This is a genomic window from Acidovorax sp. 22279 (assembly GCF_052045435.1).
Taxonomy (GTDB): domain Bacteria; phylum Pseudomonadota; class Gammaproteobacteria; order Burkholderiales; family Burkholderiaceae_C; genus Acidovorax; species Acidovorax delafieldii.
The window spans coordinates 68,637-90,904 of the sequence record NZ_JBQEOV010000009.1; the positions used below are offsets into that span (position 1 = coordinate 68,637).

Consider the following 22,268-nt stretch of genomic DNA (forward strand, 5'->3'; position numbering starts at 1 on the left):
CCACATTCATAAGAGGAATAGCCATGGCCGTTACTGTTGAAACCCTTGAGAAGCTCGAGCGCAAGATCACGCTGAGCGTGCCCGTCACCCTGATCCAGTCCGAAGTGGACACGCGCCTCAAGCGCCTGGCCCGCACGGTCAAGATGGACGGTTTCCGTCCCGGCAAGGTGCCCATGAATGTGGTGGCCCAGCGTTATGGCTACTCGGTGCAGTACGAAGTGCTGAACGACAAGGTGGGTGAGGCCTTTGCCGTGGCTGCGAATGAAGCCAACCTGCGTGTTGCTGGCCAGCCCCGCATCACTGAAAAGGAAGGCGCTCCCGAAGGCCAGGTGACTTTTGACGCCATCTTCGAAGTGTTCCCCGAAGTCAAGATTGCTGACCTGTCTGACGCCGAAGTTGAAAAACTGTCGTCCGAAGTGACCGACAGCGCCATCGACAAGACCATCGACATCCTGCGCAAGCAGCGCCGTAGCTTCGCCCAGCGCGCCATTGACGCCGCTGCGCAAGACGGTGACCGCGTGACCGTGGACTTCGAAGGCAAGATCGACGGCGAACCCTTTGACGGCGGCAAGGCCGAAGACTTCCAGTTCCTGGTCGGCGAAGGCCAGATGCTCAAGGAGTTCGAAGACGCGGTGCGTGGCATGAAGTCCGGCGAAAGCAAGACTTTCCCCTTGGCGTTCCCCGCCGAGTACCATGGCAAGGATGTCGCTGGCAAGACCGCCGACTTCCTGGTGACGATCAAGAAGATCGAAGCGGCCCACCTGCCCGAAGTGAATGATGCTCTGGCCAAGTCGCTGGGCATTGCCGACGGTTCCGTGGATGGCCTGCGCGCCGACATCAAGAAGAACCTGGAGCGCGAAGTCAAGTTCCGCTTGCTGGCCCGCAACAAGGCTGCCGTGATGGACGCCCTGGTGTCCAAGGCTGAGTTGGACCTGCCCAATTCCAGCATCCAGGCTGAAATCGCCCGCCTGATGGAAAGCGCCCGCGCTGAACTCAAGCAACGCGGCATCAAGGACGCCGACAAGGCCGAGATCCCTGAAGACGTGTTCCGTCCCCAGGCAGAGCGCCGTGTGCGCCTGGGCCTGGTGCTGGCCGAGCTGGTGCGTGCCAATGAGCTGCAGGCCAAGCCCGAGCAGCTCAAGGCCCACATCGACGAGCTGGCCGCCAGCTACGAGAAGCCCGAAGACGTGGTGCGTTGGTACTTCGGTGATCGCCAGCGTCTGGCCGAAGTCGAAGCCGTTGTCATCGAAAACAACGTGACCGAATTCGTGCTGTCCAAGGCCAAGGTGGTCGAAAAGGCCATTTCCTTCGACGACCTGATGGCGCAGCAGGGCTGATAGGCCCTCGGGCCGGGTGGCCTGCCTCGTGCAACTCCCGGTTCTGGTTGTCAAGACACACCAGGGGCTTGTGCTTTCGTGCACAAGCCCCAATTCATTTCTGGGTACAGTACCTGCTTGACTGGAGAAATACATGAGCGCATTGGAAACACAAGGCCTGGGCATGGTCCCCATGGTCATCGAGCAGTCGGGCCGTGGCGAACGGTCCTATGACATCTACTCGCGCCTGCTCAAGGAGCGCGTGATTTTTCTGGTGGGCCCGGTCAATGACCAGACCGCCAACCTGGTGGTGGCACAGCTGCTGTTCCTGGAAAGTGAAAACCCGGACAAGGACATCTCGTTCTACATCAACTCGCCCGGTGGTTCAGTGAGCGCCGGTATGGCGATTTTTGACACCATGAACTTCATCAAGCCCGATGTCTCGACCCTTTGCACGGGCATGGCGGCCAGCATGGGTGCTTTCCTGCTGGCGGCGGGCGCCAAGGGCAAGCGTTTTGCGCTGCCCAACTCCAAGGTCATGATCCATCAGCCATTGGGCGGCATGCAGGGCCAAGCCACCGAGATCGAGATCCACGCCCGCGAGATCCTCAAGACCCGCGAGCAGCTCAACAAGATCCTTGCTGAGCGCACCGGACAGCCGCTGGAGAAGATCCAGCGCGACACCGAGCGTGACTATTTCCTCTCGGCCGATGAGGCCAAGGACTATGGTTTGGTCGATCAAGTGATCCGCCAACGCGCCTGATCGCCCGAGGGCGACGAAGCGGCGTTTTCCCGAGGGGAAGACGCCGTTTTTTATTTGGTTATCATCCCGACAACTTTCCGAAACAAGCAAGGCATTGCCCCCATGGCCGAGAAAAAAGGCTCTTCCAGCGAAAAAACCCTTTACTGCTCTTTTTGCGGCAAAAGCCAGCATGAAGTGAAGAAGCTGATCGCCGGTCCGTCGGTCTTTATCTGCGACGAGTGCATTGACCTGTGCAACGAGATCATCCGCGACGAACTGCCTGCTGGGGACTTGGCACGCGAAGGCCGCAGTGACCTGCCCACGCCGGTCGAGATCAAGGCCAATCTGGACAACTATGTGATTGGTCAGGATGTTGCCAAGCGCACGCTGGCGGTTGCGGTGTACAACCACTACAAGCGCCTGCGCCATAAGGACAAGGCCCACAAGGACGATGTGGAGCTGTCCAAAAGCAACATCCTGCTGATCGGCCCTACGGGCTCGGGCAAGACCTTGCTGGCGCAGACCCTGGCACGCATGCTGGATGTTCCCTTTGTGATGGCCGACGCCACCACGCTGACCGAAGCCGGCTATGTGGGCGAGGATGTGGAAAACATCGTCCAGAAGCTGCTGCAAAGTTGCAACTACGAAGTCGAGCGCGCCCAGCGCGGTATTGTCTATATCGATGAAATCGACAAGATTTCGCGCAAATCTGACAACCCCAGCATCACGCGCGATGTGTCGGGCGAGGGTGTGCAGCAGGCGCTGCTCAAGCTCATCGAGGGCACCATGGCCAGCGTGCCGCCCCAGGGCGGGCGCAAGCACCCGAACCAGGACTTCCTGCAGATCGACACAACCAACATCCTGTTCATCTGCGGTGGCGCGTTTGCAGGGCTGGAAAAGGTCATCGAGAACCGGACCGAGGCCTCAGGCATCGGCTTTGGCGCATCGGTCAAAAGCAAGAAGCAGCGCTCGCTGACCGAAGTGTTCACCGAGATCGAGCCCGAAGACCTGATCAAGTTCGGGCTGATTCCTGAACTGGTGGGCCGTATGCCTGTGGTGACTGCCTTGGCTGAACTGAGTGAAGATGCGTTGGTGCAGATCCTGACCGAGCCGAAGAACGCGCTGGTCAAGCAGTACAGCAAGCTCCTGGCCATGGAAGGCGTGGATTTGGAAATTCGCCCCGCTGCCCTGAAAGCCATTGCCCGCAAGGCGCTGGCCCGCAAGACGGGCGCGCGAGGTCTGCGTTCCATCCTGGAGCAATCGCTGATCGGCACGATGTTCGACCTGCCCAACACCAGCAACGTCGAAAAGGTGGTGGTGGACGAATCCACCATCGAAGAAAACAAGCCGCCGCTGCTCGTGTACCGCGAAGCGGCCAAGAAGGCCTGAGAAGACCGGAGCGGGCGCCATGTTGTCGCCCTTTGAACCATCAACCCTCGCGCCAGTACGGCTGCGTGCAAGGGTTGAAAATCCCCACATGTGGACCCACTTCCACAGAGCACTTTGAGGATTTCCATGTCCGGACATACCCCCCTGCCAGCCACCCCTATTGACCTGCCGCTGTTGCCTTTGCGCGATGTGGTGGTGTTCCCTCACATGGTGATCCCGCTTTTTGTGGGCCGCCCCAAGAGCATCAAGGCCCTTGAGATGGCCATGGAGGCTGATCGCCGCATCATGCTGGTGGCCCAAAAAGCTGCCGCCAAAGATGAGCCCTCGGTGGCTGACATGTTCGATGTGGGCTGTGTCTCCACCATCTTGCAGATGCTCAAGCTGCCCGACGGCACCGTGAAGGTGCTGGTGGAAGGCCAGCAGCGTGCTCTGGTGGCTTCCATTGAAGATGCCGAGACGCATTTCATGGCCACCGTGACTCCGGTGGAGGCGACCCCCGACGCCAATAAGCCCAGCGAAATCGAGGCCCTGCGTCGCGCAGTGATGCAGCAGTTTGACCAGTACGTCAAACTCAACAAGAAGATCCCGCCCGAGATCCTGACTTCCATCTCCAGCATTGACGACCCAGGTCGACTGGCAGACACCATTGCTGCACACCTGCCCCTCAAGCTCGAGAACAAGCAGGTGGTGCTGGATCTTTCGGATGTCAAGGCGCGCCTCGAAAACCTGTTCGAGCAGCTCGACCGCGAAGTGGACATCCTGAACGTCGACAAAAAGATCCGTGGCCGCGTAAAGCGCCAGATGGAGAAGAACCAGCGCGACTTCTATCTGAACGAGCAAGTCAAGGCCATCCAGAAGGAACTGGGTGAGGGCGACGAAGGCGCCGACATCGAGGAGATCGAGAAAAAGATCAAGCTCGCCAAGATGCCGGCCGAGGCACGCAAGAAGGCTGACGCCGAACTCAAGAAGCTCAAGCTGATGTCGCCCATGTCGGCCGAGGCGACGGTGGTGCGCAACTACATCGACGTGCTCACCGCGCTGCCTTGGAGCAAGAAGACCAAGATCAAACACGACCTCGTGAATGCCGAGGGCGTCCTCAACGAAGACCATTACGGCCTCGACAAGGTCAAGGACCGCATCCTTGAATACCTCGCGGTACAGCAGCGCGTGGACAAGGTGAAAGCGCCCATCCTGTGCCTGGTGGGCCCTCCTGGCGTGGGCAAGACCTCACTGGGGCAATCGATCGCCAAGGCCACCGGCCGCAAGTACGTGCGCATGGCCCTGGGCGGCATGCGCGACGAGGCCGAGATCCGCGGGCATCGCCGCACCTACATCGGTGCGCTGCCGGGCAAGGTGCTGCAGAGCCTCTCGAAGGTGGGTACGCGCAATCCGCTGTTCCTGCTGGACGAGATCGACAAGCTGGGTACTGACTTCCGGGGCGATCCGTCGAGCGCTCTGTTGGAGGTCCTGGACCCCGAGCAGAACCACACCTTTGGCGACCACTACGTCGAGGTGGACTTCGACCTGAGCGATGTAATGTTCGTCGCCACGTCGAATTCGATGAACATCCCGCCTGCATTGCTCGACCGCATGGAGGTGATTCGCCTGTCGGGCTACACCGAAGACGAGAAAACCAGCATCGCCATGAAGTATTTGCTGCCCAAGCAGCTCAAGAACAATGGTGTGAAGGACGAAGAACTGCTCATCACCGAGCCTGCAGTGCGCGACATGGTGCGTTACTACACCCGTGAAGCGGGTGTGCGTTCGCTCGAGCGCGAGCTGTCCAAAATTTGCCGCAAGGTGGTCAAGGGCCTGCAGCTCAAGAAACTGGAGCCGCAGGTGGTGGTCACGGCTGACAACCTGCCGGACTTTTTGGGCGTGCGCAAGTACACCTATGGCCGTGCGGAGCTGCAAAACCAGGTGGGCCAGGTAGTAGGCCTGGCCTGGACCGAGGTGGGGGGAGATCTGTTGACCATCGAGGCGGCCATCATGCCGGGCAAGGGTGTGATTACGCGCACGGGTTCGCTGGGTGATGTGATGAAGGAATCCGTGGAGGCTGCCCGTACGGTGGTACGCAGCCGCGCGCGCATGCTGGGTATCAAGGATGAAACGTTCGAAAAGCGCGACATCCACATTCACGTGCCAGACGGTGCCACCCCCAAGGACGGCCCCAGCGCGGGGGCTGCGATGACTACCGCGTTTGTTTCTGCGCTCACGGGTATCCCTGTGCGCGGCGATGTGGCCATGACAGGCGAGATCACGCTGCGTGGCGAGGTGACGGCCATTGGTGGCCTTAAGGAAAAGCTGCTGGCCGCATTGCGCGGTGGCATCAAGACCGTGCTGATCCCTGAAGAGAACGTGAAGGACCTCGCCGAGATTCCGGACAACGTGAAGAGCGGCCTGGAGATCGTGCCCGTGCGGTGGATCGACAAGGTGCTGGAAGTTGCTTTGGAGAGCAAGCCCGTGCCGCTGACGGATGAAGAGGTTGCAGTGGCTGCTGCGGTGCCTGTGTCGACGGACAAGGCAGCGGTGTCATCCGCCACGGCCGATGGATTGAAACATTGACGCAATTTTTTTGGGAACTCCCAAAAAATGCGCTACAATTCATTCCATCGCAGCAAACGTTGTACAATGTAAGGCTTCGGTAAATGCGGGAATAGCTCAGTTGGTAGAGCGCAACCTTGCCAAGGTTGAGGTCGAGAGTTCGAGACTCTTTTCCCGCTCCAATTTCCACAAAAAGGGAAGCAGTTGCTTCCCTTTTTTGTCAGAGGAATGAGAGTTCCTGGCGCGGTAGCAAAGCGGTTATGCCCCGGATTGCAAATCCGGTTAGTCCGGTTCGACTCCGGACCGCGCCTCCAAAAAAATACAGTCAAATCAACGACTTACGAACGGACCTTAGCGGTCCGTTTTTGTTTTCCGGCTCTGGAATCGCTCCAAATCGTTCTCAACCGCGCACGATCTGCGGGAGAACCACGCGTTAAGTCTCGTTTTGTCCGAGCACGCCAGTACACTCGCGGCCAATCAAACTGACGCGGGTGGAGCTGTGGCAAGTGTGAGGAAGACCCCCACGGGGCGTTATGAGCTGTGCGTGCGCAACAAGCTGTTGCCCAAACCCTTTTACCGGACCTTTGACGTTGAAGCCGAGGCGCTTGCCTTTGGCGAGCAGCTCGACCTGCTGCTGGCCGCTGGCGTGGTTCCTGCGGACCTGCTCACGCCCCAGACCACCACGCCGCAGGAAAAGCTGCGCTTTGTGCTGACGGCCTGGATCAACTCGGGCCACCCGGCCAGCACCGATGTGCCGGTGCTGGAGCTGCTGGTGGGCGAGGTGGGCGAGGTGAGGATCAACCAGGTGACCTATCAGTGGGCAGAGTCCTGGGTGCAGTCGCTCAAGATCGAGCGCAACTTCGCGCCAGGCACGATTCGCAAGCGGGTGGGCTCACTGTCCAGGGCGCTCGATTGGTGGCTGCGTAAGCACCCGGATGCGCTGGTGGGCAACCCCCTCAAGCTGCTGCCCCGAGGCGCCGCCAGCTACAACGAGCGTGATGCCGAGATGCTCGCCAAGCTGGCCGCCAACGCCAAGCCAGATGAAAAGATCAAGGTGGTGAAGGAGGACGTGGTGCGGGACCGGCGCCTGCTGCCTGGCGAGCTGGAACAGATCCTGGCTGTGATCGACGGCTTCAAGCGAGATGACCGTGAGCGGCCGCTGGAGCTGCGCCACCAGGCAGCGCTGCGCGTGCTGTTTCTGCTGATCTACAACACGGGGATGCGGCTGCGTGAGGCCTACACGTTGACGCGCGGCCAGGTGGACCTAGAGCGCCGAACCGTACGCGTGCGATCAGGCAAACAGTGGCGGGGCAAGGTGAAGTTCAGAGACGTGCCTATGCGGCGCGAGCTGCACCAGGTGCTGCAGGACTACCTCGCCACGTTGCCTGCCGACCCGGAGGGCCTGATCTTCCCGTGGTGGAATGGTGAGCGCACCAATGAGGAAATGGACCGTGTGTCGTCGCGCCTGGCCACGCAGTTCGGGCGGATCTTCGAGTACGCTAAATGCGAGGGACTGACCGAGCACGACTTGCGCCATGAGGCCACCTGCAGGTGGTACGAGCTGCGAGACCCAAAGACGGGGGCCTGGGTGTTCCGCGAGGCTGAGATCGACAAGATCATGGGCTGGGCGCCGGGGAGTCGGATGGGGGCGCGCTATGCGAGTTTTAGGGCAGAGGATTTTGCAGATCGGCTGCGATAAGAGAGGGCTGTGAATGTTCGACGACACACCAGATAAGGTTAGAAGAAACCTTTTGGTTTATTGCGCGGCTTTGCTGATGGGGTGGTATTTAGGCATCGATGCAAAGACTCTGCTTGCTCTTGCCAGTATTCAGCTTCCCTCAATTGATCCGTTTAAAACTACGGTGCTCTCCTTGGTCGTATTGCTCTACTTGGCAATGCGCTTTTCTTATACCAAGGAGTATAAAGATGGTGGTAGCTATCTTGAACTAATTAAGAGCATCCCATATTCGGCGGTATTCAATTACATCAAACATGTGATTGATGATTATGAAAAGCATGGTCGCGCGTCGAAACGCTGCCGCATCTTTGATTGGGAGGGCCTCGACCGTGAAATTGAAGAGTATAGAGAAGGTGGTTCAACAACCATCACTGTAAAACTGGATAGCGGTGGCATGACGCCGCCAGGACCTGACCGGGTTGGTATTCTTGAAGTGAGGTTGTCCAGCACAAGGCACGGCGCTCTGGAGTTAATCGTTGGAAGAGGTGTCCCAAGACACCTTAAATACAAACTGCCTCGCGGTGTCGTTTATTGGATGCGTGTTGTTTCGATTTGGCAAATGATATCGAATGACGAGCATTTTGTGACGGCTAAGCTGCCGATGATTTTGGCAATTGTCACCTATATATATCTTCTGGGGAAAATATTCATCATCACGCTGGAACGCCTCTAGAGACTGCGTTAGGTAATTGCGGCAAGACGGGTAGCGGTTGGCGCTTTCTGCCTCGCGCAGCCGCTGGTTCCCGGACTGAAATTGCCTGCGGCGATTTGGCTCTGGCAGCGGCTGCAGCTCGTTCTTCTGCCAGCTGATTGCGGCGGCGCTCTGCCTCTTCCAGTGCCAGCTCGTTCAATCGCTTGAAGAACGCCGGGGCAGGGATCACCCAGCGGCGGCCAAACTTGACGCCTGGCAGCTCGCCGCTGTTGAACCGCACCGCAGCGGTGTCGGTGTCGCACTGCAGGACTTCTGCAGCCTGCTCGATGGTTAGGGTGTGGCCTTCGGCCACGGGGGTGGTGCCGATCATGTTGTTGGGCCTTTCCGTGCGGCTTGCGTCATCAGGTGCGGCGGTATGCCCGCCTGGTTGTAGGTGTCCCACAGCGCCTGCCCGGTGGGGCAGCGCTGCAGCTGGCCGGGGCGGGCGCCTGCAGCCCTGCAGGTGTTGCACTGGCTGTGGTGGGCCTGGTAGGCCTTATCGGCGGTGTACCAGTCGGTGGTCATGTCGTGGATTCCTTCACAGCGCGCTTTGCGGCCCTGAACTCTTCCACCCAGGCCTCGGCCGTGGCGGGGTCGCCCAGCTGGCCGGTGGCGCGGCGGCGCAGGTTCATGGCGCTGGCCTGGCGCAGGGTGATCGAGATTGCGCCATGGGCGAGCGCCTGGGCGCGCTTGCTGAGTGCAATGTCGTAGTGGCTGTCATGGCGCGGTGGCGCCTGGTGCCAGCGGCGGGCCACGCCAATCTTGTCGGCCATGGCGTGCAGCTCTTCGTCGGTGTCGGCCAGTAGGTGGGACATCTTCATGCGGCCGAATTGGCCCATGGGGTAGAGGTGCATGTCGTCAACGTAGACGGGCATCAGCGCGCTCCCTTCTTCGTCGTGTCCGAAGGAAAGCCCCAGTTCGCCAGCTCGCGGGCCTTGGCGCGAGTCTCGAAGTGCGCTGCACCGAAGCCAGATGCCTGGCGCTGCAGGTGATCAAGCTCGGCGCGTGCATTCTCCAGCGCTGCCAGGTAGTACAGCTCAACCCATCCGTGGTCGAAGATGGTTCGGCCCTGTGGTGTGCCACGGTCGAAGACCTGAAATGCCTGGTTGGGCGGCAGCGTGAAGACCTGCACCTGCAGGCCGCGCTCTCTGCATTGCCGCTCCAGGTGTCGGGCCTCATCGCCGGTGGCACAGCACACCCGGTCGCCGTCTTTCAGGCCATCGAGCAGCGCCGTGGTGCGGCCGGTTCTTCTGGCTGATTGGAAATAGACGCGGGCCGCGCCATAGATGGCTGCACCGATTCCAAAGTGGTCCATCACACACCTCCTTGTGGCGTTGAAATCGACACACCCAGCAGGGCACAGGCTGCTTGCACTTCGGCCTCGGTTCGGTAGGCCGCCATCAGGCAGAAGGCTGGGACTTCACCTCCGTCGTCCCGCATGGTCGATGCGGTTATGGCTGCAGGCGGAACCACTGCGGGCGCAGCCGATGGGGTGGGCTGCTGTTCGGTGGCAGGCAACAGGCCGGTCTTCATCACCTCCTTGGCGACTTTGCGTGGCAGCGTGGCCGGGTCAACGGGGCGCTGGCCGTGCGCGCGGAGACCGTCGTATATGCCAAGGAGCTGCTGCAGCTCAGGCAGCATTTCGTCGGGCCAAGGGGCACCGGCAAGCATGCAGGTCAGGTCACGCGCCTCGGCGATTGTGAGGGGGGCATAGTCCTGGGCCAGCGATGCGGCTGGGCGCTGTTCGAGCGATGTGCGCCAGTTGGGCGAGGGTGTACCGCGCTGCAGGAACTCGCCATCTTCGCGCAGTAGGTTCAGTTCATCGCCCTTGAAAGTTCCGACCATGCTCATGGTCCAGCCTTCGCGGACGCCAAACCAATTGCCTGATGAGTCTTGCACGATCTGCGGCCAGGTGTGGCTGTCCCACGATGGTTTGCCAGCCTGCAGGCCCCGCGCCTCCTGCCACTCAGCACCAGCCACAAAGGCGCCGCGCAGAGCCCAACCGTACCAAAACGGCCCACGGCCTTGGCCATCGGCGCGAGGCAGCATTGCCTCCACGTGGGCGTAGCCAGCGGCTGTCTTTGCCCATTCCTTGCCGTCCGGGCCAGGCTCGCCTGCTGGCGGATGCATCCGCCCCAGCGCATCCCGCGCCTCGTACGTGGCCACCTTCTTGCGTAGGGCCTGCAGCTCTTGGGCGTAGTCGGTGGAGCCGGGATCTGTGAGCGACACAAGCCCGTGCTGCACGGCGTGGTGGATCACCTGCAGGGTTTCGGGGAGGTCGCGCCGATCCTGGGCGAGGTCGCTTGGGGCGCCGTCTCCCTCGATGATGCGTTTGGCCTGGGCTCGGGCGGTTGCGACGATGCCGAGCAGCTCGGTGCCCAGACGGGCGCTGTAGTCGGCCGCGAACGGGGGCGGGCGGCGGGCCTCGCGCACCGACACGCTCATGTCGTGGTTGCCCATGGCCAGGGGCTGGTGGGGCGTGGTCTCGATGGTGACCACCACGCCGCAGCGCTGGGCCTCGGTGACCAGGTTGAGGGCTGCGCGGTGGATGGCGGTGAGGGCGGTTCCGTTGGTCATGGTCAAACTCCTGCAAACGCCAGCTGCACGCCAGCGGGGGTATGGGTGAGGATGGCCGCGCCTGCAGCACCGGCGGTGCTGCGCACGTCGGCCAGGGCGTGGTCTTCGGCGCGCTGGAAGTCGGCGCGGGTGATGTGCCGCAGCAGCGCCTGGTAGACGTCGAGGGCGTCGCGAATCAGGTCGCGCTCTTCCAGGTACAGCTCGGTGGCCAGCCACTCGCCGCTGGCCTGGGTGGCCCTGCGCATGAAGCCGTCGAGCGCGTGCTGCGCCGGTGTGATGTGGCCACGTGTACCGCGCACCGGGCTGGTGAGCGAGATCGAGTCGGCGATATTCAAGGCGCTGACCAGGTGTGCCCACTGCAGTTCGGTGGCCACGCCCTCGCGCATGGCCGTGAAGGCGCGGCACAAGGGGGCCATGATGGCTTCGACCTGGGGTTTGCTGAGGCGTGCGGCCTGCCAGGCGGCGAGGCGCATGGGGTTTTGCGCACGTGTGCGCGGTTGGCGGGGTTTGCGGCCGTGGGTCATACGATGATCCCCTGCGGCAACTTGAAGTAGCCCAGCGCACCCTTGCAAGGATGGAAGGGCACGGGCTCGGCGCCCTGCAGCACGTGGCCGAAGGGGCCGGTGAAGAAGGGCGATTCGTGCGCACGTGTGCACGCCACCAGGTGGGCCTTGCCGACGATGCCACCGCGTGGCAGATCCTGGGGCGCTGGCAGCGCGTCAACGATGTGGCGCAGGCTGGGGTGGCTGAGCAGGAAGGCCACGCAGTCGTCGTAGTCGCCGCGCGTCATGCCTTGGCTGGCATGGATGGCCACGGGGCCGCGCCAGAGCGTTTCCCAGGTGCGGTTTTCCACGGGCTTGTAGCCCATGGTGATGAGCCATGGCCAGGGCTGGCGGATGCTGATGGCTTTGCTGATCATTCCAGCGCCTCCAGATCCTCAGCAAAGAAGCTGCAGCGCTCGGCCTTTGCGGGCGGCATGTCTGCCTGGCGCACTTTGATGGTGGCGCCAATGCCCATCACGACAACTTTGCGGCCGCGCCATTTGGCGTTGGCTGCGGTGGCCTTCACGGTGGCTACGTCGCCACCCTTGAGCCTGCCCCCTTCCACTGCTGCCCCTGTCTCTGCGTCTGCACCGGCCTCACCAGCGGGCGCGGCTGCGGAGTCGGTCGCCGTTGCTTCGGCCCAGCCGTTCGGGAATGGCCACGCGACCGACGGACCTACCGGCGCGGCGCTGTTGCTGGGCGCGGCGTCACCCGCGCCACCGCCCGCAGGAGCGGGGGCGCCTTCGTTGCCATGCGCCGTAGGCGCCTGGTCCTGGTTCCCTTCGGTCTCGGCCAGCGCAGCGGCGATCTGCGCAGCCGCCTCGGCCTTCGTGGTCTTGGGCGCGGTAGCGCGGGCTTGCGCAGCGGGGGTGGTTTTGCCCTTGGCCCCTTTGGCCTTGCCTCCCTCGCGCGTAGGTATAGTTTGCGCAGCGGGGTTAGGGGTAGAAGCACTTTCGGGGGCTGCAGCTTTAGCGGCTTCGCGGTCGGCTTTGGCCTTGGCGGCGGCGCGCTGGTTCGCTTTGGCCTGGGCCTTGATCTTGTCCAGATCGACGCCGTAGTCCTGGGCCACCTGCAGCAGGGCTGTGTTGGCCTCGCTGGGGGCGATCCAGTAGCGGTATTCCACGTCCTGGAACATCACCATCAGCTGCAATGCATCGGCAGGCGCTTCGGTGTCTGCGATGTACTGCAGCAAGCCAGCCACGGGCGCCACCTTGCCCAGGTCGAGCAGCTTGCAGAGCTTCTTGGCGCGGTCTTGGTTGAGGCCCTTTGCCATGGTGGTGGCAATGCCCCGCATTACTGCGTCCGAAGGCGCTTCGTGCGTGCCGTTGCGGATCTGGTCCCATGTGGCTGTCAACAGGTCCCAGCGCCATTGCTCTTCAAATGCGGTCTTAGCCTGGGCCGCTGCCTGGCGTTTGTCGAGGTCGGCCACGAGCTGGGCGCCTTGCTCGATCTTGGCTGCGGCTTCTTCCTGGTTCACGGCCTTGAGCAGCACCTCGGCCTGGTCGGGGGTGATGACGGCCACCAGTTCGCCATCTTTGTGCGGGTTGGCCACCAGCGTGGGCTTGATGCCTTGCTGCTCCATGGCCTTGCCGATGAGCTTGCGCAGCGGCTTGTCGGTGGGGCTGTCGTTCTTGTCATCCAGCCGCAGGTAGCCCTTCACCTCGCCGCTGTATGGGCTGGGCATCAAGGCCTTGGCCTCGCGGCCTTCGATGATGTGCGCGCCGCTGTCCAGCGCTGCCTTCTTGATGGCTACGCTGTGGGCCTCTTCCTTGGCGTGGTAGCACTTGGGGTCTGTGCACACGTCTGCACTGTCCACGTCCTGGAACAGGTCGGGGTTGGCGCCGGTGCGCTTGGGGCATTCTCTGCAGCTGCCTGCCTTGGGGACCAGGGTGGCGTCGGTGATCTTGAACTTGGCACTGCTCAGCTTGAGCATGAAGTTGTTCTGCACGTGGACGGCGCATGCGCGGTAGCTGGGGGCGTCGGGGCCGTAGTAGCCAGCGCGGCCCAGGCAGAAGTCCAGCGCCTTGACCTGCAGCGTCTCATCGGGGATGCGGGCGATCAGCAAGGACTTGCTGAAATCAATCTTGCCTTCGCGCAGGGCCTCGCGGGCCTGCTGGCACAGGTCCAGCACCTTAAGGCGGGCGTAGACGTAGCTGCGGCTTTTGCCGATCTTGGCGCCCACCTGGTCGGCGTTGAGGTTGCCGGTGCGCATCAGCACTTCGTAGCCCTCGGCCTCTTCCAGCTCGGTGACGTCTTCGCGCTGCAGGTTCTCGATGACCTGGGCCTCTAGTGCCTCGGTGTCGGTCATGGGGCGGACCATGGCGGGGATCTCGGCCAGGCCTGCGAGCTGGCTGGCGCGCCAGCGGCGTTCGCCCGCGATCAGCTCGAACTCGGGTGCGGGGCGCTTGTTGGCGCGGGCCTCGCGGTGGGTGTCTTCCAGCCGGTGCGCGGGCAGGGGGCGCAGCAGCACGGGCTGGTGCACGCCGCTGGCCTTGATGCTGTCGGCCAGCTCCTGCAGCTTGGCCTGGTCGAAGGTCTTGCGCGGGTTGGTGAGGCTGGGGGCGATGCTGTGCACGGGGGTGTGCATCAGGCGGGGGCCTGCGCCGGGGGTGGGCAGGGCCTGGGTGACGGTGTCGTGTACGGCGGTTGCCATGGTGCTCATCCCTTCTTTGCGAAGCTGGTGCGGCTGGGCAGGCTGTACGCGTCGGCGCTGCCTGGGCGGTAGGGGTTGGTGCGCAACTCGGGGCAGGTGTATGCGGGGCCGCGCATGGTGCTGTTGCGCACGGGGGTGCGGTCGGTGGCGCGCTCCAGGCGCTCGCTCTTGCGGCGGGCCAGCAGCTCGGCCTGGCTGGCCACGGGGCTGATCAGGGGCTTGCCGTGGGCCGATGTGGTGGTGGTGCCGATGGCCTGCAGGCCTGCCTGGCGCAGCGGTGCGGGCTTGGGGCGCACGATGTGCACGCTGGTTTCGTTGGGCTTGGCCAGCGTGATGCTGTCGGTGCCTCGGGTGGGGCGGGCGCGGGTCATGCTGGCACCTCCACGCGCAGGCCTGGCACGCGGCAAGCGTGCGCGAGGTAGCCGCCCAGCACCAGCTGCTGCAGGTGGCGCATGTCGTGGCAGTTGTTGATGACCAGGTTGGGGGTGAAAGCCTCGCCCGTCACTTCGCTCACGTGGGCGCTGGCTGGCACGTCGCAGCCGGGGCGCTTGATCTGCCAGATCTGCCCGCCCAATCCGCGCACCAGGTTGGCTTCGTCTTCAAACCGCACGTCGGTGATGACGATGAGGCGGTCGCCCATGGCTTTGTGGCGCCAGTGGATGTGCTGCGCGGCCTTGCTGACCCAGTAGCCGGGCTGAGCAGCGCGGCGGTATTCGGTGCCCCACCATTGCATGATCTGGCGCGGGCTGCGGGGGGCGTCCAATGCCGCTTGGCCGTTGTCGAAAAGCCGGTGCTGAATGAACATGCGGTCAACGAAAGCCTTGTCAAGGCAACGGGACAGCGCCAGGGCGCTGAGCGGGTGCTCTTTGGTTTCGCGCCGGGTGAGGTACACGTGCTCGATGCAGTAGGCCTCTACGATCTCGGCGCGCAGGGCGTCGGCAAAGGCCATCTTGTGGGCGCCGCAGTGTGTGGTGAGCAGGTCTGCAACGGTGTCTTTGCCGCTGCCCATGGGGCCGGTGAGGCCGATAACGTGGGTGAACTTGGTCATTGAAGGTCGAGGCGTTCTGCGCCGGTTTGTGGTGGGTTGATCAGGTCGGCCTCGCACTCCAGGCGCTTGGCTTTGAACTTGGGGTTGATGGCCTGCAGGTCGGCCAGCTGGCCGCGCATGCGGGCGGCAAGGGCGCGCGCTGCGGTGCAGCTGGCGGTGCCCCCGTTGGGGTAGCGGTGTGTGATGCACACGGTTTGGCCGGTGGCGCGGTCTGCGATCTCCAGCTCCACCACGGGCAGGCCGTGGCGGGTGAGGCGGTAGACGCTGCTGGTGACCAGGCCGCGTATCCGCAACGTGATGGCGCTGGTTTGCGTGGGCATGGCGGGCCTCTTTGTCAGCGGGGCAGGTGCAGGTACACCCAGGCGAACACGGTGAGGAACACCGCAGCGCACAGGGCGAACATGCCAATGCGGGCGGCAATGCGCAGACCCTGGTGCCGGGTGCGGCGGGTGCGCAGGCGGATGAGCTGGATGGGGGCGCTCATGGGCGGGCCTCCTGGCGCTGGCGAGACGTGCACACCACGCTGGCGGGGTACGAGTCGGGGTAGATCTGCTCGGCCTGCAGGCGGGCTGCACCGGCGTTGGGGAACAGGCCGTGGAATGGGTTGTGGCCGGGCACCTTGATGCGGAACTCGTGGAGTGGTGCGGGCTTGTCTGCCTGCACGACGAACCAACGGCGGTCCCCGTTGAGGGGGCCGAGGAAGTCTGCGGCGCCTGTGGTTTGCACGATGTGCAGCTGGCGGGCGGTCATGCTGCACCGCCTTCCACGAGTTCGTTGGTCAGGTGCAGCGCGCCGGGCAGTAGGCTCTGTGCCGGGTGCCATTCCTCCACGATGCAGTCGAGGCCCAAAAAGGCTGCCAGCGCTGGTGCCATCGTTGTCTTGCCCCAGCCCTGTGGCAGGCTCAGAATGGCTGCTTTTGCCCGGGAGGGGGCACTACTATGGCAACGAGAGAGACCACTTCTGAACTGCGTCAGCTGATGCTGGTTTACTGCTTGCAGCGGCAGGCCGATGGCAGCTACATCGCCCTGAACAGGCGCTACAAACCCCTCGGCTTTTCGACTACGGAGCGGGTCGACTACGACGCGTTTCCCATTCGCTTCAAGTTCAAGCGTGCCCTTAGCGCTGCACAGATCACTGCTCTGTCCTGCAAGGGCGATCCCAACCCCGATTGCATATACCTCTACCTGGATGGATGTGTACCGACTACCAGCCCATCCGACTGGAAGGCCTACAGCGCGCGCCTGGAGCGGCTGGCTGGGTACAAGGTGGTGCACTGAGGTCATGCTGCACCGCCTTCCTGGCGGGGCCACCGTTCAAACTTGAGGGTCGCGCCGTGCTGTTTGCGCAACTCCTCAACGTCGAGGCTGTTCGCCTTCGCGGCCTCCTCGGTCAGCAGTTCATAGCTGCGGCTGCCGGGGCCTATGAGCCATGCCAGGCGCGGGTCCAGCTGCATCTGGCGCAATAGGTGAGCGACGGCGCTGCTCATGCTGCACCGCCTTTGCCATCAACCCGCGCCAGAAAGCCGAAGTCGTCCACCACGTAGTGAACACTCCAGGTCTGCTTTATCCACCTGTCGCCCGTGTCGTCGACGCGCTCTTCAAAAGAGCGCCAAGTGCCGACGGGCACGCCGTACGATTCCTCGAAGGTGCGGGTGTAAGACCGCAGAACGCGACCGCAGTCGCTAATGAGCGATATGCGTCCGTGGTCGGTTGAGTTAGGAAATCTGTCCCGCAGGGCCAGATCGCCCGGTGGGAGGGTTGTACACACGTGTGCACTGGGGGTGGGGTGGGATTGCATTTCGGCCCTCGTTTGGTGAACGTGGGGCGCATGATGCATTGATGCATCATGTTCTGTCAATGCATTGATGCATCACTTTCGGCACTTTTTTTCGTAACCTATGGTTTTGGAGGTGCCTATGACCAAGATTCGGCCGCGCTCTCGGGCGTTTGGACTGGCTTTGCTTGCTGCGGTGTTTTCGGGCGCGTGTCATGCCGCGCCGGACCCCAAAGCGGCGGATGCTGAGGCTGATTTTCAGTTCGCTGTAAAAGCTGCGAAGCTGGTCAAGGCAAGCGCCAAAGACCCGAGTTCATTCGAGGTGGTGCAGGCCGGGCTTGTGTCTGGCGGTCCTGTATGCATCGTCTATCGGGCAAAGAACAGTTTCAATGCCGTCACCACTGAGATGGTCGCCGTGCGGCGAAATATGTCCCGTGGAAACTGGAACAAGGAGTGCGCCAGATCTGGCCTCACGGATGTGAGCCACATCCGCAAGGCCATGTAGACCCGGTTATCTGATGACCCGCAGCCCCGCGCGTTTTGGCGGTGGTGGCGGTTTAGTGTCCGTTGGCGGCGCGGGGATGGCCGTTGTCGCCCGCTGGTTCATTAAGCGCAGAGCTAGTCGCTACTAACACATCTTTTTTGTACTCTGGCATTTGCTGCATTGCCAGGGTCACGATGCGGACCTTGCGGTCTTCATCGAATGGTGTCTCCCCAATCAGCTGGGAGACCGTGAGCCCGAAATGATGAGCCACCGTCTGCAGGTGGACGAAGTCCAACGAGTCGGTGTCGCCCTTCAAGAATCTGTTGAGCGTGGTCTGCGACATGTTGCAGTCAATGGCCAGTTGGCGTTCGCTGCGAATGTCGTTGTCAGCCATCAGTTTCCTGATGATTTCGCGCGTCTTTTCATGCATGCGCTCATTGTCGGGAGGGGCTTGCATGTAGCGATGCGTTGATGCATCATGTGTGATAATGCATTGATGCATCATTTTGCTATGTGGCCACAAATCATCCGACTACTCAAAGCTCAAGGTTTCAGCCAGCGAAAGCTGGCTGAGTCGGCTGGCGTGGATCAATCGACTATCTGCCGCATTGCGGATGGGCGTTTGACTGATCCGCGCTACAGCGTCGCGGTGGCGTTGATCGATCTGGCAGGCGGTGCCGAACGGCTGGCCGCAGAACATGGCATTCAGGTGGCGCAGGTCGTACCTGCCGCCGCCACCCAAGGGCAGGGCATGGCGCATGCCTAGCGATTCACTTTCGGCGCCCGCCACGCTCCAGGCCGCACGGCCGGGTATCAAGTTCTCCCCCTCATGGTGTGCCGCGCGCGGGCAGGTGCGCGGCGCTTTGTGCGGCTGCGTGGTGGTGCGCTTTTCTTTTCTCGTTGTCATGGCCCGCAGTGTCTTGCTGCGCGGCCGTGTGTGTCTGTAGCGTTTTGACAGGTGGAGCAGATGGACGTTCTTGATTCCGTTCGGCGCGCGGTGCGCCATTACCCTGGTGGCGTGGAGGCTGTAGCGGCCCGCCTGGGCAAGTCGCCCAGCACGCTGGAGAAGGAACTGCGCGCGGCGCCCCAGTACAAGTTGGGCGCGGTGGATGCGGCCGAGATTGCGGCCATGTGCGTGGACGCTGGCACGCAGCATTGCCTGGAATACCCCACGCGGGTGGCTGAGGCGGTGGGCTGCACGCTGCTGGCCTTGCCGCCCCACGGCCATGGCCTGGATGAGGTGACGGCTGCGGCGGTGGCCGAACTGATGCGCGACCTGGCCGAGGTGGTGACCACGGTGACCAACGCCGACAAGGACAACGAGATCAGCACCCGCGAGCTGCGCGACATTCAGGCGAAGTGGGCCGAGTTGGTGGGGGCGGGGCAGGTGCTGCTGCAGATGATGCAGGCCAAGCACGACCGCACGATGGCCAAGTGGGAGGGCAAGTGATGCGGCCCGCCGGTCAAGTGCGCCAGGCGCTGTTCAATGCCTGCTGCGAGCTTGCGACTGTGGAGCGTGGCCCCACGCTGAAGGAGATTGCGGCCCGTGCCTGCGTGGGACTGCAGGCCGCGCGCAACACGTTGCCAAACATGGTGCGGGCCAAGCAGCTGCGTAGCCCGCGCGCGCGGCAGGTGGACTACCGCAACAAGCCGGTAGCCGAGTATGTGCCAGCCGCCCTGGTGGATGACCAGGATGATGGCTTTGTGGACTTGAGCGCAGTGCTGCGGGTATGGGGCGGCTGACACCCTATGACCTTTGCACTGAACGCCGCTGGCGGTGGAGACGCTGGCTTCTGTGACTTTTGCGGTGGGGTGCGTGCATGAGCGGCGCCCCATTGCCCCCGATTCAATTTGCTGCCCTGGCCGAGGCGCTTCTGACCAGCGCGGACCGGCTGGTGCCCCTATGGTTGCCTGATGGCGAACGCCGGGGGCATGAGTATGTTTGCGGGTCGCTGAGTGGCGGCAAGGGCAGCAGCTGCAGCGTGAACCTGGTCAACGGCCGCTGGGGCGACTTTGCTAGTGATGAGCAGGGCGGCGACCTGTTGAGCCTGTATGCGGCCATCCATGGCCTGAGCATGGCGAAGGCTGCTGTGCAGGTGGCGCGCGAGGAAGGGCTGGAGAGTGTGGCGGGGCTGGTGATGGCGCCTGCTGGTGGCACGCCACCACCCCCTGCACCGCCCAGGCCTGCGCCGCCGCCCAAGCCCAAGGCAGAGCCCGAGGGCTGGACCACTGTGGTGCCGGTGCCTGCGCATGCCGTAGAGCCCACATTCAGGCACTACCACCGCCAGCCGCAGGATATTGAGCACACGGCCACCTATTGCGTGGACGGTGAGGTGTATGGGTATGTGGTGCGCTTTCGGACGTCTGACGGCGGTAAGGACACGCTGCCTTACACCTGGTGCCAGAGCGCCCGCGACGGTGCTGCCAAGTGGCACTGGCGTCAGTGGGATGAGCCGCGCCCCTTGTTCTTGCCGGATGGCATGCTGCCCCATGGCCGCACGGTGGTGCTGGTTGAGGGGGAGCGCAAGGGCGAGTGCCTGCAGGTGCTGCTGCACCGGGGCGCGCCTGGCGTGTATTGCGTGGTGAGCTGGCCGGGCGGCAGCAAGGCGTGGCAGCGGGCCGACTGGTCTTGGCTGGCTGGCTGCACGGTGCTGGCCTGGCCGGATTGCGATGCCAAGCACGAGCCGCTGACCGCTGCAGAGCGCAAGGCCACGCCCGATAAAGCCGCGCAACTGTTGATTCAACAGGCGAAGCCGTTGCTGCCCACGCATGAGCAGCCGGGCATGAAGGCGATGCTGGGCATTGGCGCGCTGTTGAGGGATACGCACGGCTGCACGGTGCAGCTGCTGCCCATCCCGGCTCCTGGTGATGTGCCGGATGGTTGGGATGCGCGCGATGCCATCGAGACAGACGGCTGGGACTTTGCGCGCGTGCAGGCGTTCTTTGCGCAGGCGTATGCATTGCCGCAGGACGTGAGCGCACCGGAGCCAGCGGCTGGAAAAAAATTCGATGGCCTCGTTGGCACCGGGAGCGGTGGTAATGGCGGGGATGGCGGGGGCGGGGGGCCTGGCGGTAGCGCGGCCCTGGGTGATGACGACGACGGCGCGGGCATGACGCGCATCGGCGCGTACATGGTGCCCGACTGGCTGGTGCCGTATTACGACAAGGCCAACAAGCGCTGGCTGGCCAGCCGCAAGATGGTGATCCTGATCCTGGAGCGCGACCCGGCGCTGCGTGATGTGCTGGCCTACAACGAGCTTAGCAACAACGTGCAGGCCCGCGTGGCGTGGCCCTGGGCCTATGCCAAGGCGGGGGATGTGACCGATGCGGTGGACCTGCTGCTGGGCAAGTACCTGACCGATACCTACGGCCTGCCCAGCATCTCGCGCGCGGCCCTGGCCGAGGCCATCCAGACGGTGGCGCACACGCGGCGGTTTCACCCCATCCGCGAGATGCTGCGGGGCCTGCAGTGGGACCAGAAAAGCCGCATTGATAACTGGCTGGTGCATGTGCTGGGCGAGAGCCCGGACACGCTGAGCAAGCCGATGCTGGAGTACCTACAGATCGTGGGCCGGTGCTGGCTGCTGGGCATGGTGTACCGGGTGATGGAGCCGGGCTGCAAGTTCGACTACTGCCCGGTGCTGGAAGGCGCGGGCGGGCTGCGCAAGTCCACCCTGGTGGAGGTGCTGGCGGGCAGCGAGTATTTCAGCGACACCCCGTTTGAAGTGGGGCGCGGCAAGGAGGCGCAGGAGCAGGTGCAAGGCCTGTGGCTGTATGAGATTGCCGAGCTGACGCACTTCAGCAAGGCCGAGGTGGGTGCCATCAAGGCGTTTATCAGCAGCAAGGTGGACCGCTACCGGGTGGCCTATGGCGCCACGGTGGGCAGCTTTGCACGGCAGTGCCTGCTGGTGGGCACCACCAACGAAAACACGTATCTGCGCGACCGCACGGGCAACCGGCGGTTCTGGCCCATCCCGGTGCGGCACATCATCAACACCGACTGGCTCAAGAAGTACCGCGACCAGCTGCTGGCCGAGGCGTTTGCGCTGTACCTGCAGGGGGCTGTGTACACGCCCACCACCGAGCAGGAGCGCAGGCTGTTTGTGCCGATGCAGGAAAGCCGCCTGGTGGAGACTGCGGTGCTGTCCGAGCTGCTGCACGTGTTGACCAGATCGCCCACGGCGTCGGGCATTGGCGCGGTGGTCAACGACCTGACGGAATTCGTGACCATTGCGCAGCTCACCCTGGCCCTGGGCGTGGATGCGGCGAAGAGCACGCCCGCGCTGGAGGGGCAGATCCGCAGCTGGCTGGACCATGAGGGCTGGGAGCGGGCCAAGAAACAGATCAACGGGGCCAGGGCCTGGGGTTATGTGCGCCCCAAGAACTGGCCGCCGCAGGACAAGGACGATGGGCTGGATGCGGGCATGTTGCCGCCCGATGCGCCCACGCCACCGGCACCGCTGGCCCCGCCGCCAGCGTCGAGCCCATACACACAGGAAGGTGACGATGCGCCGTTTTGAGCAAAAGCTCACGGCGCTTGAATCGCGCCGTGCCGCAAACGCTGGGGGAGGCGTGATTCGCGCCAGCGTGCCCGAAGGGCAGGGGAGCGCTGTGCGCCCCCGTTGCGGCGCGGTGGCGGGGATGTCACTGCATGCGCCTATGACCTGAGTGTCCAAGTGTCCAAGGTGTCCAGCGTTTTGCATGGACACCACCAGCACCCCTACATCCCCAGCAACTGGGGGTTGAGGCTGCTGCATTGCCCGGTGGGACT

29 protein-coding genes and 2 tRNA genes are annotated in these 22,268 nt (G+C 63.2%); 14 read left to right on the forward strand and 17 right to left on the reverse strand.

Annotated features, from left to right (window positions below):
- The first annotated feature begins 23 nt into the window (after positions 1 to 23).
- From tig to ACTJKQ_RS13180, 8 genes are all read left to right on the forward strand, one after another.
- Positions 24 to 1,337: a trigger factor gene (tig, locus tag ACTJKQ_RS13145; RefSeq protein ID WP_440597068.1), complete on the forward strand. Its 1,314-nt coding sequence runs from the start codon at positions 24 to 26 to the stop codon at positions 1,335 to 1,337.
- A gap of 133 nt (positions 1,338 to 1,470) precedes the next feature.
- Positions 1,471 to 2,079 carry an ATP-dependent Clp endopeptidase proteolytic subunit ClpP gene (clpP, locus tag ACTJKQ_RS13150; protein ID WP_440597069.1) on the forward strand — a complete coding sequence of 203 codons (609 nt, stop codon included), beginning with the start codon at positions 1,471 to 1,473 and terminating at the stop codon, positions 2,077 to 2,079.
- Positions 2,080 to 2,181: 102 nt separating this feature from the next.
- Complete coding sequence (gene clpX / locus ACTJKQ_RS13155) at positions 2,182 to 3,447, forward strand: ATP-dependent Clp protease ATP-binding subunit ClpX (protein WP_056064485.1); 1,266 nt, start codon at positions 2,182 to 2,184, stop codon at positions 3,445 to 3,447.
- A 126-nt stretch (positions 3,448 to 3,573) separates the two neighbouring features.
- Positions 3,574 to 6,012, forward strand: coding sequence for an endopeptidase La (gene lon / locus ACTJKQ_RS13160; RefSeq protein WP_056064482.1), 2,439 nt, complete (start codon positions 3,574 to 3,576; stop codon positions 6,010 to 6,012).
- Positions 6,013 to 6,097: 85 nt separating this feature from the next.
- Positions 6,098 to 6,173 (forward strand) — tRNA-Gly (locus ACTJKQ_RS13165).
- A 58-nt stretch (positions 6,174 to 6,231) separates the two neighbouring features.
- Positions 6,232 to 6,305, forward strand: a tRNA-Cys gene (locus ACTJKQ_RS13170).
- 194 nt (positions 6,306 to 6,499) lie between these two features.
- A complete protein-coding gene (locus tag ACTJKQ_RS13175; RefSeq protein WP_440597070.1) occupies positions 6,500 to 7,690 on the forward strand; it encodes a tyrosine-type recombinase/integrase in 1,191 nt (396 codons plus the stop codon).
- A gap of 13 nt (positions 7,691 to 7,703) precedes the next feature.
- Positions 7,704 to 8,402 (forward strand): hypothetical protein, encoded by a 699-nt coding sequence (locus ACTJKQ_RS13180; protein ID WP_440597071.1) that lies wholly within the window; start codon positions 7,704 to 7,706, stop codon positions 8,400 to 8,402.
- On the opposite strand, the gene ACTJKQ_RS13185 is transcribed toward ACTJKQ_RS13180, so the two are convergent.
- The 14 genes from ACTJKQ_RS13185 to ACTJKQ_RS13250 are packed head-to-tail and all read right to left on the reverse strand — an operon-like array spanning position 8,383 to position 16,112.
- Positions 8,383 to 8,751: a helix-turn-helix domain-containing protein gene (locus ACTJKQ_RS13185; protein WP_440597072.1), complete on the reverse strand. Its 369-nt coding sequence runs from the start codon at positions 8,749 to 8,751 to the stop codon at positions 8,383 to 8,385. The two genes, ACTJKQ_RS13180 and ACTJKQ_RS13185, sit on opposite strands and share 20 nt — an antisense overlap.
- The gene (locus ACTJKQ_RS13190; protein WP_440597073.1) at positions 8,748 to 8,945 is read right to left on the reverse strand and encodes a hypothetical protein; all 198 of its coding nucleotides are present in this window, start codon (positions 8,943 to 8,945) and stop codon (positions 8,748 to 8,750) included. Before ACTJKQ_RS13190 ends, ACTJKQ_RS13185 begins: the two co-directional genes overlap by 4 nt.
- Positions 8,942 to 9,295, reverse strand: a complete 354-nt coding sequence (locus ACTJKQ_RS13195; RefSeq protein ID WP_440597074.1) for a DUF4031 domain-containing protein — start codon at positions 9,293 to 9,295, stop codon at positions 8,942 to 8,944. The genes ACTJKQ_RS13190 and ACTJKQ_RS13195 overlap by 4 nt, the downstream gene beginning before the upstream one ends.
- Complete coding sequence (locus ACTJKQ_RS13200; protein WP_440597075.1) at positions 9,295 to 9,735, reverse strand: hypothetical protein; 441 nt, start codon at positions 9,733 to 9,735, stop codon at positions 9,295 to 9,297. The genes ACTJKQ_RS13195 and ACTJKQ_RS13200 overlap by 1 nt, the downstream gene beginning before the upstream one ends.
- The gene (locus tag ACTJKQ_RS13205) at positions 9,735 to 10,997 is read right to left on the reverse strand and encodes a hypothetical protein (protein WP_440597076.1); all 1,263 of its coding nucleotides are present in this window, start codon (positions 10,995 to 10,997) and stop codon (positions 9,735 to 9,737) included. Before ACTJKQ_RS13205 ends, ACTJKQ_RS13200 begins: the two co-directional genes overlap by 1 nt.
- Positions 10,998 to 10,999: 2 nt before the next feature.
- Positions 11,000 to 11,470, reverse strand: coding sequence for a hypothetical protein (locus tag ACTJKQ_RS13210; protein WP_440597077.1), 471 nt, complete (start codon positions 11,468 to 11,470; stop codon positions 11,000 to 11,002).
- A gap of 47 nt (positions 11,471 to 11,517) precedes the next feature.
- Entirely contained in the window at positions 11,518 to 11,916 is a 399-nt protein-coding gene (locus ACTJKQ_RS13215) for an ASCH domain-containing protein (RefSeq protein ID WP_440597078.1), read from the reverse strand.
- Entirely contained in the window at positions 11,913 to 14,201 is a 2,289-nt protein-coding gene (locus ACTJKQ_RS13220) for a ParB/RepB/Spo0J family partition protein (protein WP_440597079.1), read from the reverse strand. The genes ACTJKQ_RS13215 and ACTJKQ_RS13220 overlap by 4 nt, the downstream gene beginning before the upstream one ends.
- Complete coding sequence (locus tag ACTJKQ_RS13225) at positions 14,198 to 14,563, reverse strand: hypothetical protein (RefSeq protein WP_440597080.1); 366 nt, start codon at positions 14,561 to 14,563, stop codon at positions 14,198 to 14,200. Before ACTJKQ_RS13225 ends, ACTJKQ_RS13220 begins: the two co-directional genes overlap by 4 nt.
- Entirely contained in the window at positions 14,560 to 15,240 is a 681-nt protein-coding gene (locus tag ACTJKQ_RS13230) for a hypothetical protein (protein WP_440597081.1), read from the reverse strand. The genes ACTJKQ_RS13225 and ACTJKQ_RS13230 overlap by 4 nt, the downstream gene beginning before the upstream one ends.
- Positions 15,237 to 15,560 (reverse strand): hypothetical protein, encoded by a 324-nt coding sequence (locus ACTJKQ_RS13235; RefSeq protein ID WP_440597082.1) that lies wholly within the window; start codon positions 15,558 to 15,560, stop codon positions 15,237 to 15,239. The genes ACTJKQ_RS13230 and ACTJKQ_RS13235 overlap by 4 nt, the downstream gene beginning before the upstream one ends.
- 14 nt (positions 15,561 to 15,574) lie before the next feature.
- The gene (locus tag ACTJKQ_RS13240) at positions 15,575 to 15,724 is read right to left on the reverse strand and encodes a hypothetical protein (RefSeq protein ID WP_440597083.1); all 150 of its coding nucleotides are present in this window, start codon (positions 15,722 to 15,724) and stop codon (positions 15,575 to 15,577) included.
- Positions 15,721 to 15,990, reverse strand: coding sequence for a hypothetical protein (locus tag ACTJKQ_RS13245; protein ID WP_440597084.1), 270 nt, complete (start codon positions 15,988 to 15,990; stop codon positions 15,721 to 15,723). Before ACTJKQ_RS13245 ends, ACTJKQ_RS13240 begins: the two co-directional genes overlap by 4 nt.
- A complete protein-coding gene (locus ACTJKQ_RS13250; RefSeq protein WP_440597085.1) occupies positions 15,987 to 16,112 on the reverse strand; it encodes a hypothetical protein in 126 nt (41 codons plus the stop codon). The genes ACTJKQ_RS13245 and ACTJKQ_RS13250 overlap by 4 nt, the downstream gene beginning before the upstream one ends.
- A gap of 66 nt (positions 16,113 to 16,178) precedes the next feature.
- Here ACTJKQ_RS13250 and ACTJKQ_RS13255 point away from each other — a divergent pair, with 66 nt between their 5' ends.
- The gene (locus tag ACTJKQ_RS13255) at positions 16,179 to 16,517 is read left to right on the forward strand and encodes a hypothetical protein (RefSeq protein ID WP_440597086.1); all 339 of its coding nucleotides are present in this window, start codon (positions 16,179 to 16,181) and stop codon (positions 16,515 to 16,517) included.
- Between the two features lie 2 nt (positions 16,518 to 16,519).
- Here the strand turns inward: ACTJKQ_RS13255 and ACTJKQ_RS13260 are convergent, their stop codons facing one another.
- Both ACTJKQ_RS13260 and ACTJKQ_RS13265 read right to left on the reverse strand, forming a co-directional pair.
- Positions 16,520 to 16,726: a hypothetical protein gene (locus tag ACTJKQ_RS13260; protein ID WP_440597087.1), complete on the reverse strand. Its 207-nt coding sequence runs from the start codon at positions 16,724 to 16,726 to the stop codon at positions 16,520 to 16,522.
- On the reverse strand, positions 16,723 to 16,866 hold the full coding sequence (locus tag ACTJKQ_RS13265; RefSeq protein ID WP_440597088.1) for a hypothetical protein: 144 nt from the start codon (positions 16,864 to 16,866) through the stop codon (positions 16,723 to 16,725). Before ACTJKQ_RS13265 ends, ACTJKQ_RS13260 begins: the two co-directional genes overlap by 4 nt.
- A 289-nt stretch (positions 16,867 to 17,155) precedes the next feature.
- On the opposite strand from ACTJKQ_RS13265, the gene ACTJKQ_RS13270 reads away from it, so the two are divergent.
- Positions 17,156 to 17,518 carry a hypothetical protein gene (locus tag ACTJKQ_RS13270; RefSeq protein ID WP_440597089.1) on the forward strand — a complete coding sequence of 121 codons (363 nt, stop codon included), beginning with the start codon at positions 17,156 to 17,158 and terminating at the stop codon, positions 17,516 to 17,518.
- 52 nt (positions 17,519 to 17,570) lie between these two features.
- Here ACTJKQ_RS13270 and ACTJKQ_RS13275 read toward each other — a convergent pair whose 3' ends face one another.
- Complete coding sequence (locus ACTJKQ_RS13275) at positions 17,571 to 17,954, reverse strand: helix-turn-helix domain-containing protein (protein ID WP_440597090.1); 384 nt, start codon at positions 17,952 to 17,954, stop codon at positions 17,571 to 17,573.
- Between the two features lie 54 nt (positions 17,955 to 18,008).
- Between ACTJKQ_RS13275 and ACTJKQ_RS13280 the strand changes: the two genes are divergently transcribed.
- The 4 genes from ACTJKQ_RS13280 to ACTJKQ_RS13295 all read left to right on the forward strand — a co-directional run bounded on the left by ACTJKQ_RS13280 (position 18,009) and on the right by ACTJKQ_RS13295 (position 22,017).
- Positions 18,009 to 18,263 (forward strand): helix-turn-helix domain-containing protein, encoded by a 255-nt coding sequence (locus ACTJKQ_RS13280; protein WP_440597175.1) that lies wholly within the window; start codon positions 18,009 to 18,011, stop codon positions 18,261 to 18,263.
- A gap of 201 nt (positions 18,264 to 18,464) precedes the next feature.
- A complete protein-coding gene (locus ACTJKQ_RS13285; protein WP_440597091.1) occupies positions 18,465 to 18,947 on the forward strand; it encodes a phage regulatory CII family protein in 483 nt (160 codons plus the stop codon).
- Entirely contained in the window at positions 18,947 to 19,240 is a 294-nt protein-coding gene (locus tag ACTJKQ_RS13290) for a hypothetical protein (protein WP_440597092.1), read from the forward strand. Before ACTJKQ_RS13285 ends, ACTJKQ_RS13290 begins: the two co-directional genes overlap by 1 nt.
- Positions 19,241 to 19,479: 239 nt before the next feature.
- Entirely contained in the window at positions 19,480 to 22,017 is a 2,538-nt protein-coding gene (locus ACTJKQ_RS13295) for a VapE domain-containing protein (RefSeq protein ID WP_440597093.1), read from the forward strand.
- Positions 22,018 to 22,268: the final 251 nt, after the last annotated feature.

Bases quoted from the DNA above. Each gene is read 5' to 3' on its own strand.
- tig (WP_440597068.1), top strand. From the start codon at position 24: ATGGCCGTTACTGTTGAAACCCTTGAGAAGCTCGAGCGCAAGATCACG.
- clpP (WP_440597069.1), top strand. From the start codon at position 1,471: ATGAGCGCATTGGAAACACAAGGCCTGGGCATGGTCCCCATGGTCATC.
- clpX (WP_056064485.1), top strand. From the start codon at position 2,182: ATGGCCGAGAAAAAAGGCTCTTCCAGCGAAAAAACCCTTTACTGCTCT.
- lon (WP_056064482.1), top strand. From the start codon at position 3,574: ATGTCCGGACATACCCCCCTGCCAGCCACCCCTATTGACCTGCCGCTG.
- ACTJKQ_RS13180 (WP_440597071.1), top strand. From the start codon at position 7,704: ATGTTCGACGACACACCAGATAAGGTTAGAAGAAACCTTTTGGTTTAT.
- ACTJKQ_RS13185 (WP_440597072.1), bottom strand. From the start codon at position 8,751: ATGATCGGCACCACCCCCGTGGCCGAAGGCCACACCCTAACCATCGAG.
- ACTJKQ_RS13190 (WP_440597073.1), bottom strand. From the start codon at position 8,945: ATGACCACCGACTGGTACACCGCCGATAAGGCCTACCAGGCCCACCAC.
- ACTJKQ_RS13195 (WP_440597074.1), bottom strand. From the start codon at position 9,295: ATGCCCGTCTACGTTGACGACATGCACCTCTACCCCATGGGCCAATTC.
- ACTJKQ_RS13200 (WP_440597075.1), bottom strand. From the start codon at position 9,735: ATGGACCACTTTGGAATCGGTGCAGCCATCTATGGCGCGGCCCGCGTC.
- ACTJKQ_RS13205 (WP_440597076.1), bottom strand. From the start codon at position 10,997: ATGACCAACGGAACCGCCCTCACCGCCATCCACCGCGCAGCCCTCAAC.
- ACTJKQ_RS13210 (WP_440597077.1), bottom strand. From the start codon at position 11,470: ATGCGCCTCGCCGCCTGGCAGGCCGCACGCCTCAGCAAACCCCAGGTC.
- ACTJKQ_RS13215 (WP_440597078.1), bottom strand. From the start codon at position 11,916: ATGATCAGCAAAGCCATCAGCATCCGCCAGCCCTGGCCATGGCTCATC.
- ACTJKQ_RS13220 (WP_440597079.1), bottom strand. From the start codon at position 14,201: ATGAGCACCATGGCAACCGCCGTACACGACACCGTCACCCAGGCCCTG.
- ACTJKQ_RS13225 (WP_440597080.1), bottom strand. From the start codon at position 14,563: ATGACCCGCGCCCGCCCCACCCGAGGCACCGACAGCATCACGCTGGCC.
- ACTJKQ_RS13230 (WP_440597081.1), bottom strand. From the start codon at position 15,240: ATGACCAAGTTCACCCACGTTATCGGCCTCACCGGCCCCATGGGCAGC.
- ACTJKQ_RS13235 (WP_440597082.1), bottom strand. From the start codon at position 15,560: ATGCCCACGCAAACCAGCGCCATCACGTTGCGGATACGCGGCCTGGTC.
- ACTJKQ_RS13240 (WP_440597083.1), bottom strand. From the start codon at position 15,724: ATGAGCGCCCCCATCCAGCTCATCCGCCTGCGCACCCGCCGCACCCGG.
- ACTJKQ_RS13245 (WP_440597084.1), bottom strand. From the start codon at position 15,990: ATGACCGCCCGCCAGCTGCACATCGTGCAAACCACAGGCGCCGCAGAC.
- ACTJKQ_RS13250 (WP_440597085.1), bottom strand. From the start codon at position 16,112: ATGGCACCAGCGCTGGCAGCCTTTTTGGGCCTCGACTGCATCGTGGAG.
- ACTJKQ_RS13255 (WP_440597086.1), top strand. From the start codon at position 16,179: ATGGCAACGAGAGAGACCACTTCTGAACTGCGTCAGCTGATGCTGGTT.
- ACTJKQ_RS13260 (WP_440597087.1), bottom strand. From the start codon at position 16,726: ATGAGCAGCGCCGTCGCTCACCTATTGCGCCAGATGCAGCTGGACCCG.
- ACTJKQ_RS13270 (WP_440597089.1), top strand. From the start codon at position 17,156: ATGACCAAGATTCGGCCGCGCTCTCGGGCGTTTGGACTGGCTTTGCTT.
- ACTJKQ_RS13275 (WP_440597090.1), bottom strand. From the start codon at position 17,954: ATGCAAGCCCCTCCCGACAATGAGCGCATGCATGAAAAGACGCGCGAA.
- ACTJKQ_RS13280 (WP_440597175.1), top strand. From the start codon at position 18,009: ATGTGGCCACAAATCATCCGACTACTCAAAGCTCAAGGTTTCAGCCAG.
- ACTJKQ_RS13285 (WP_440597091.1), top strand. From the start codon at position 18,465: ATGGACGTTCTTGATTCCGTTCGGCGCGCGGTGCGCCATTACCCTGGT.
- ACTJKQ_RS13290 (WP_440597092.1), top strand. From the start codon at position 18,947: ATGCGGCCCGCCGGTCAAGTGCGCCAGGCGCTGTTCAATGCCTGCTGC.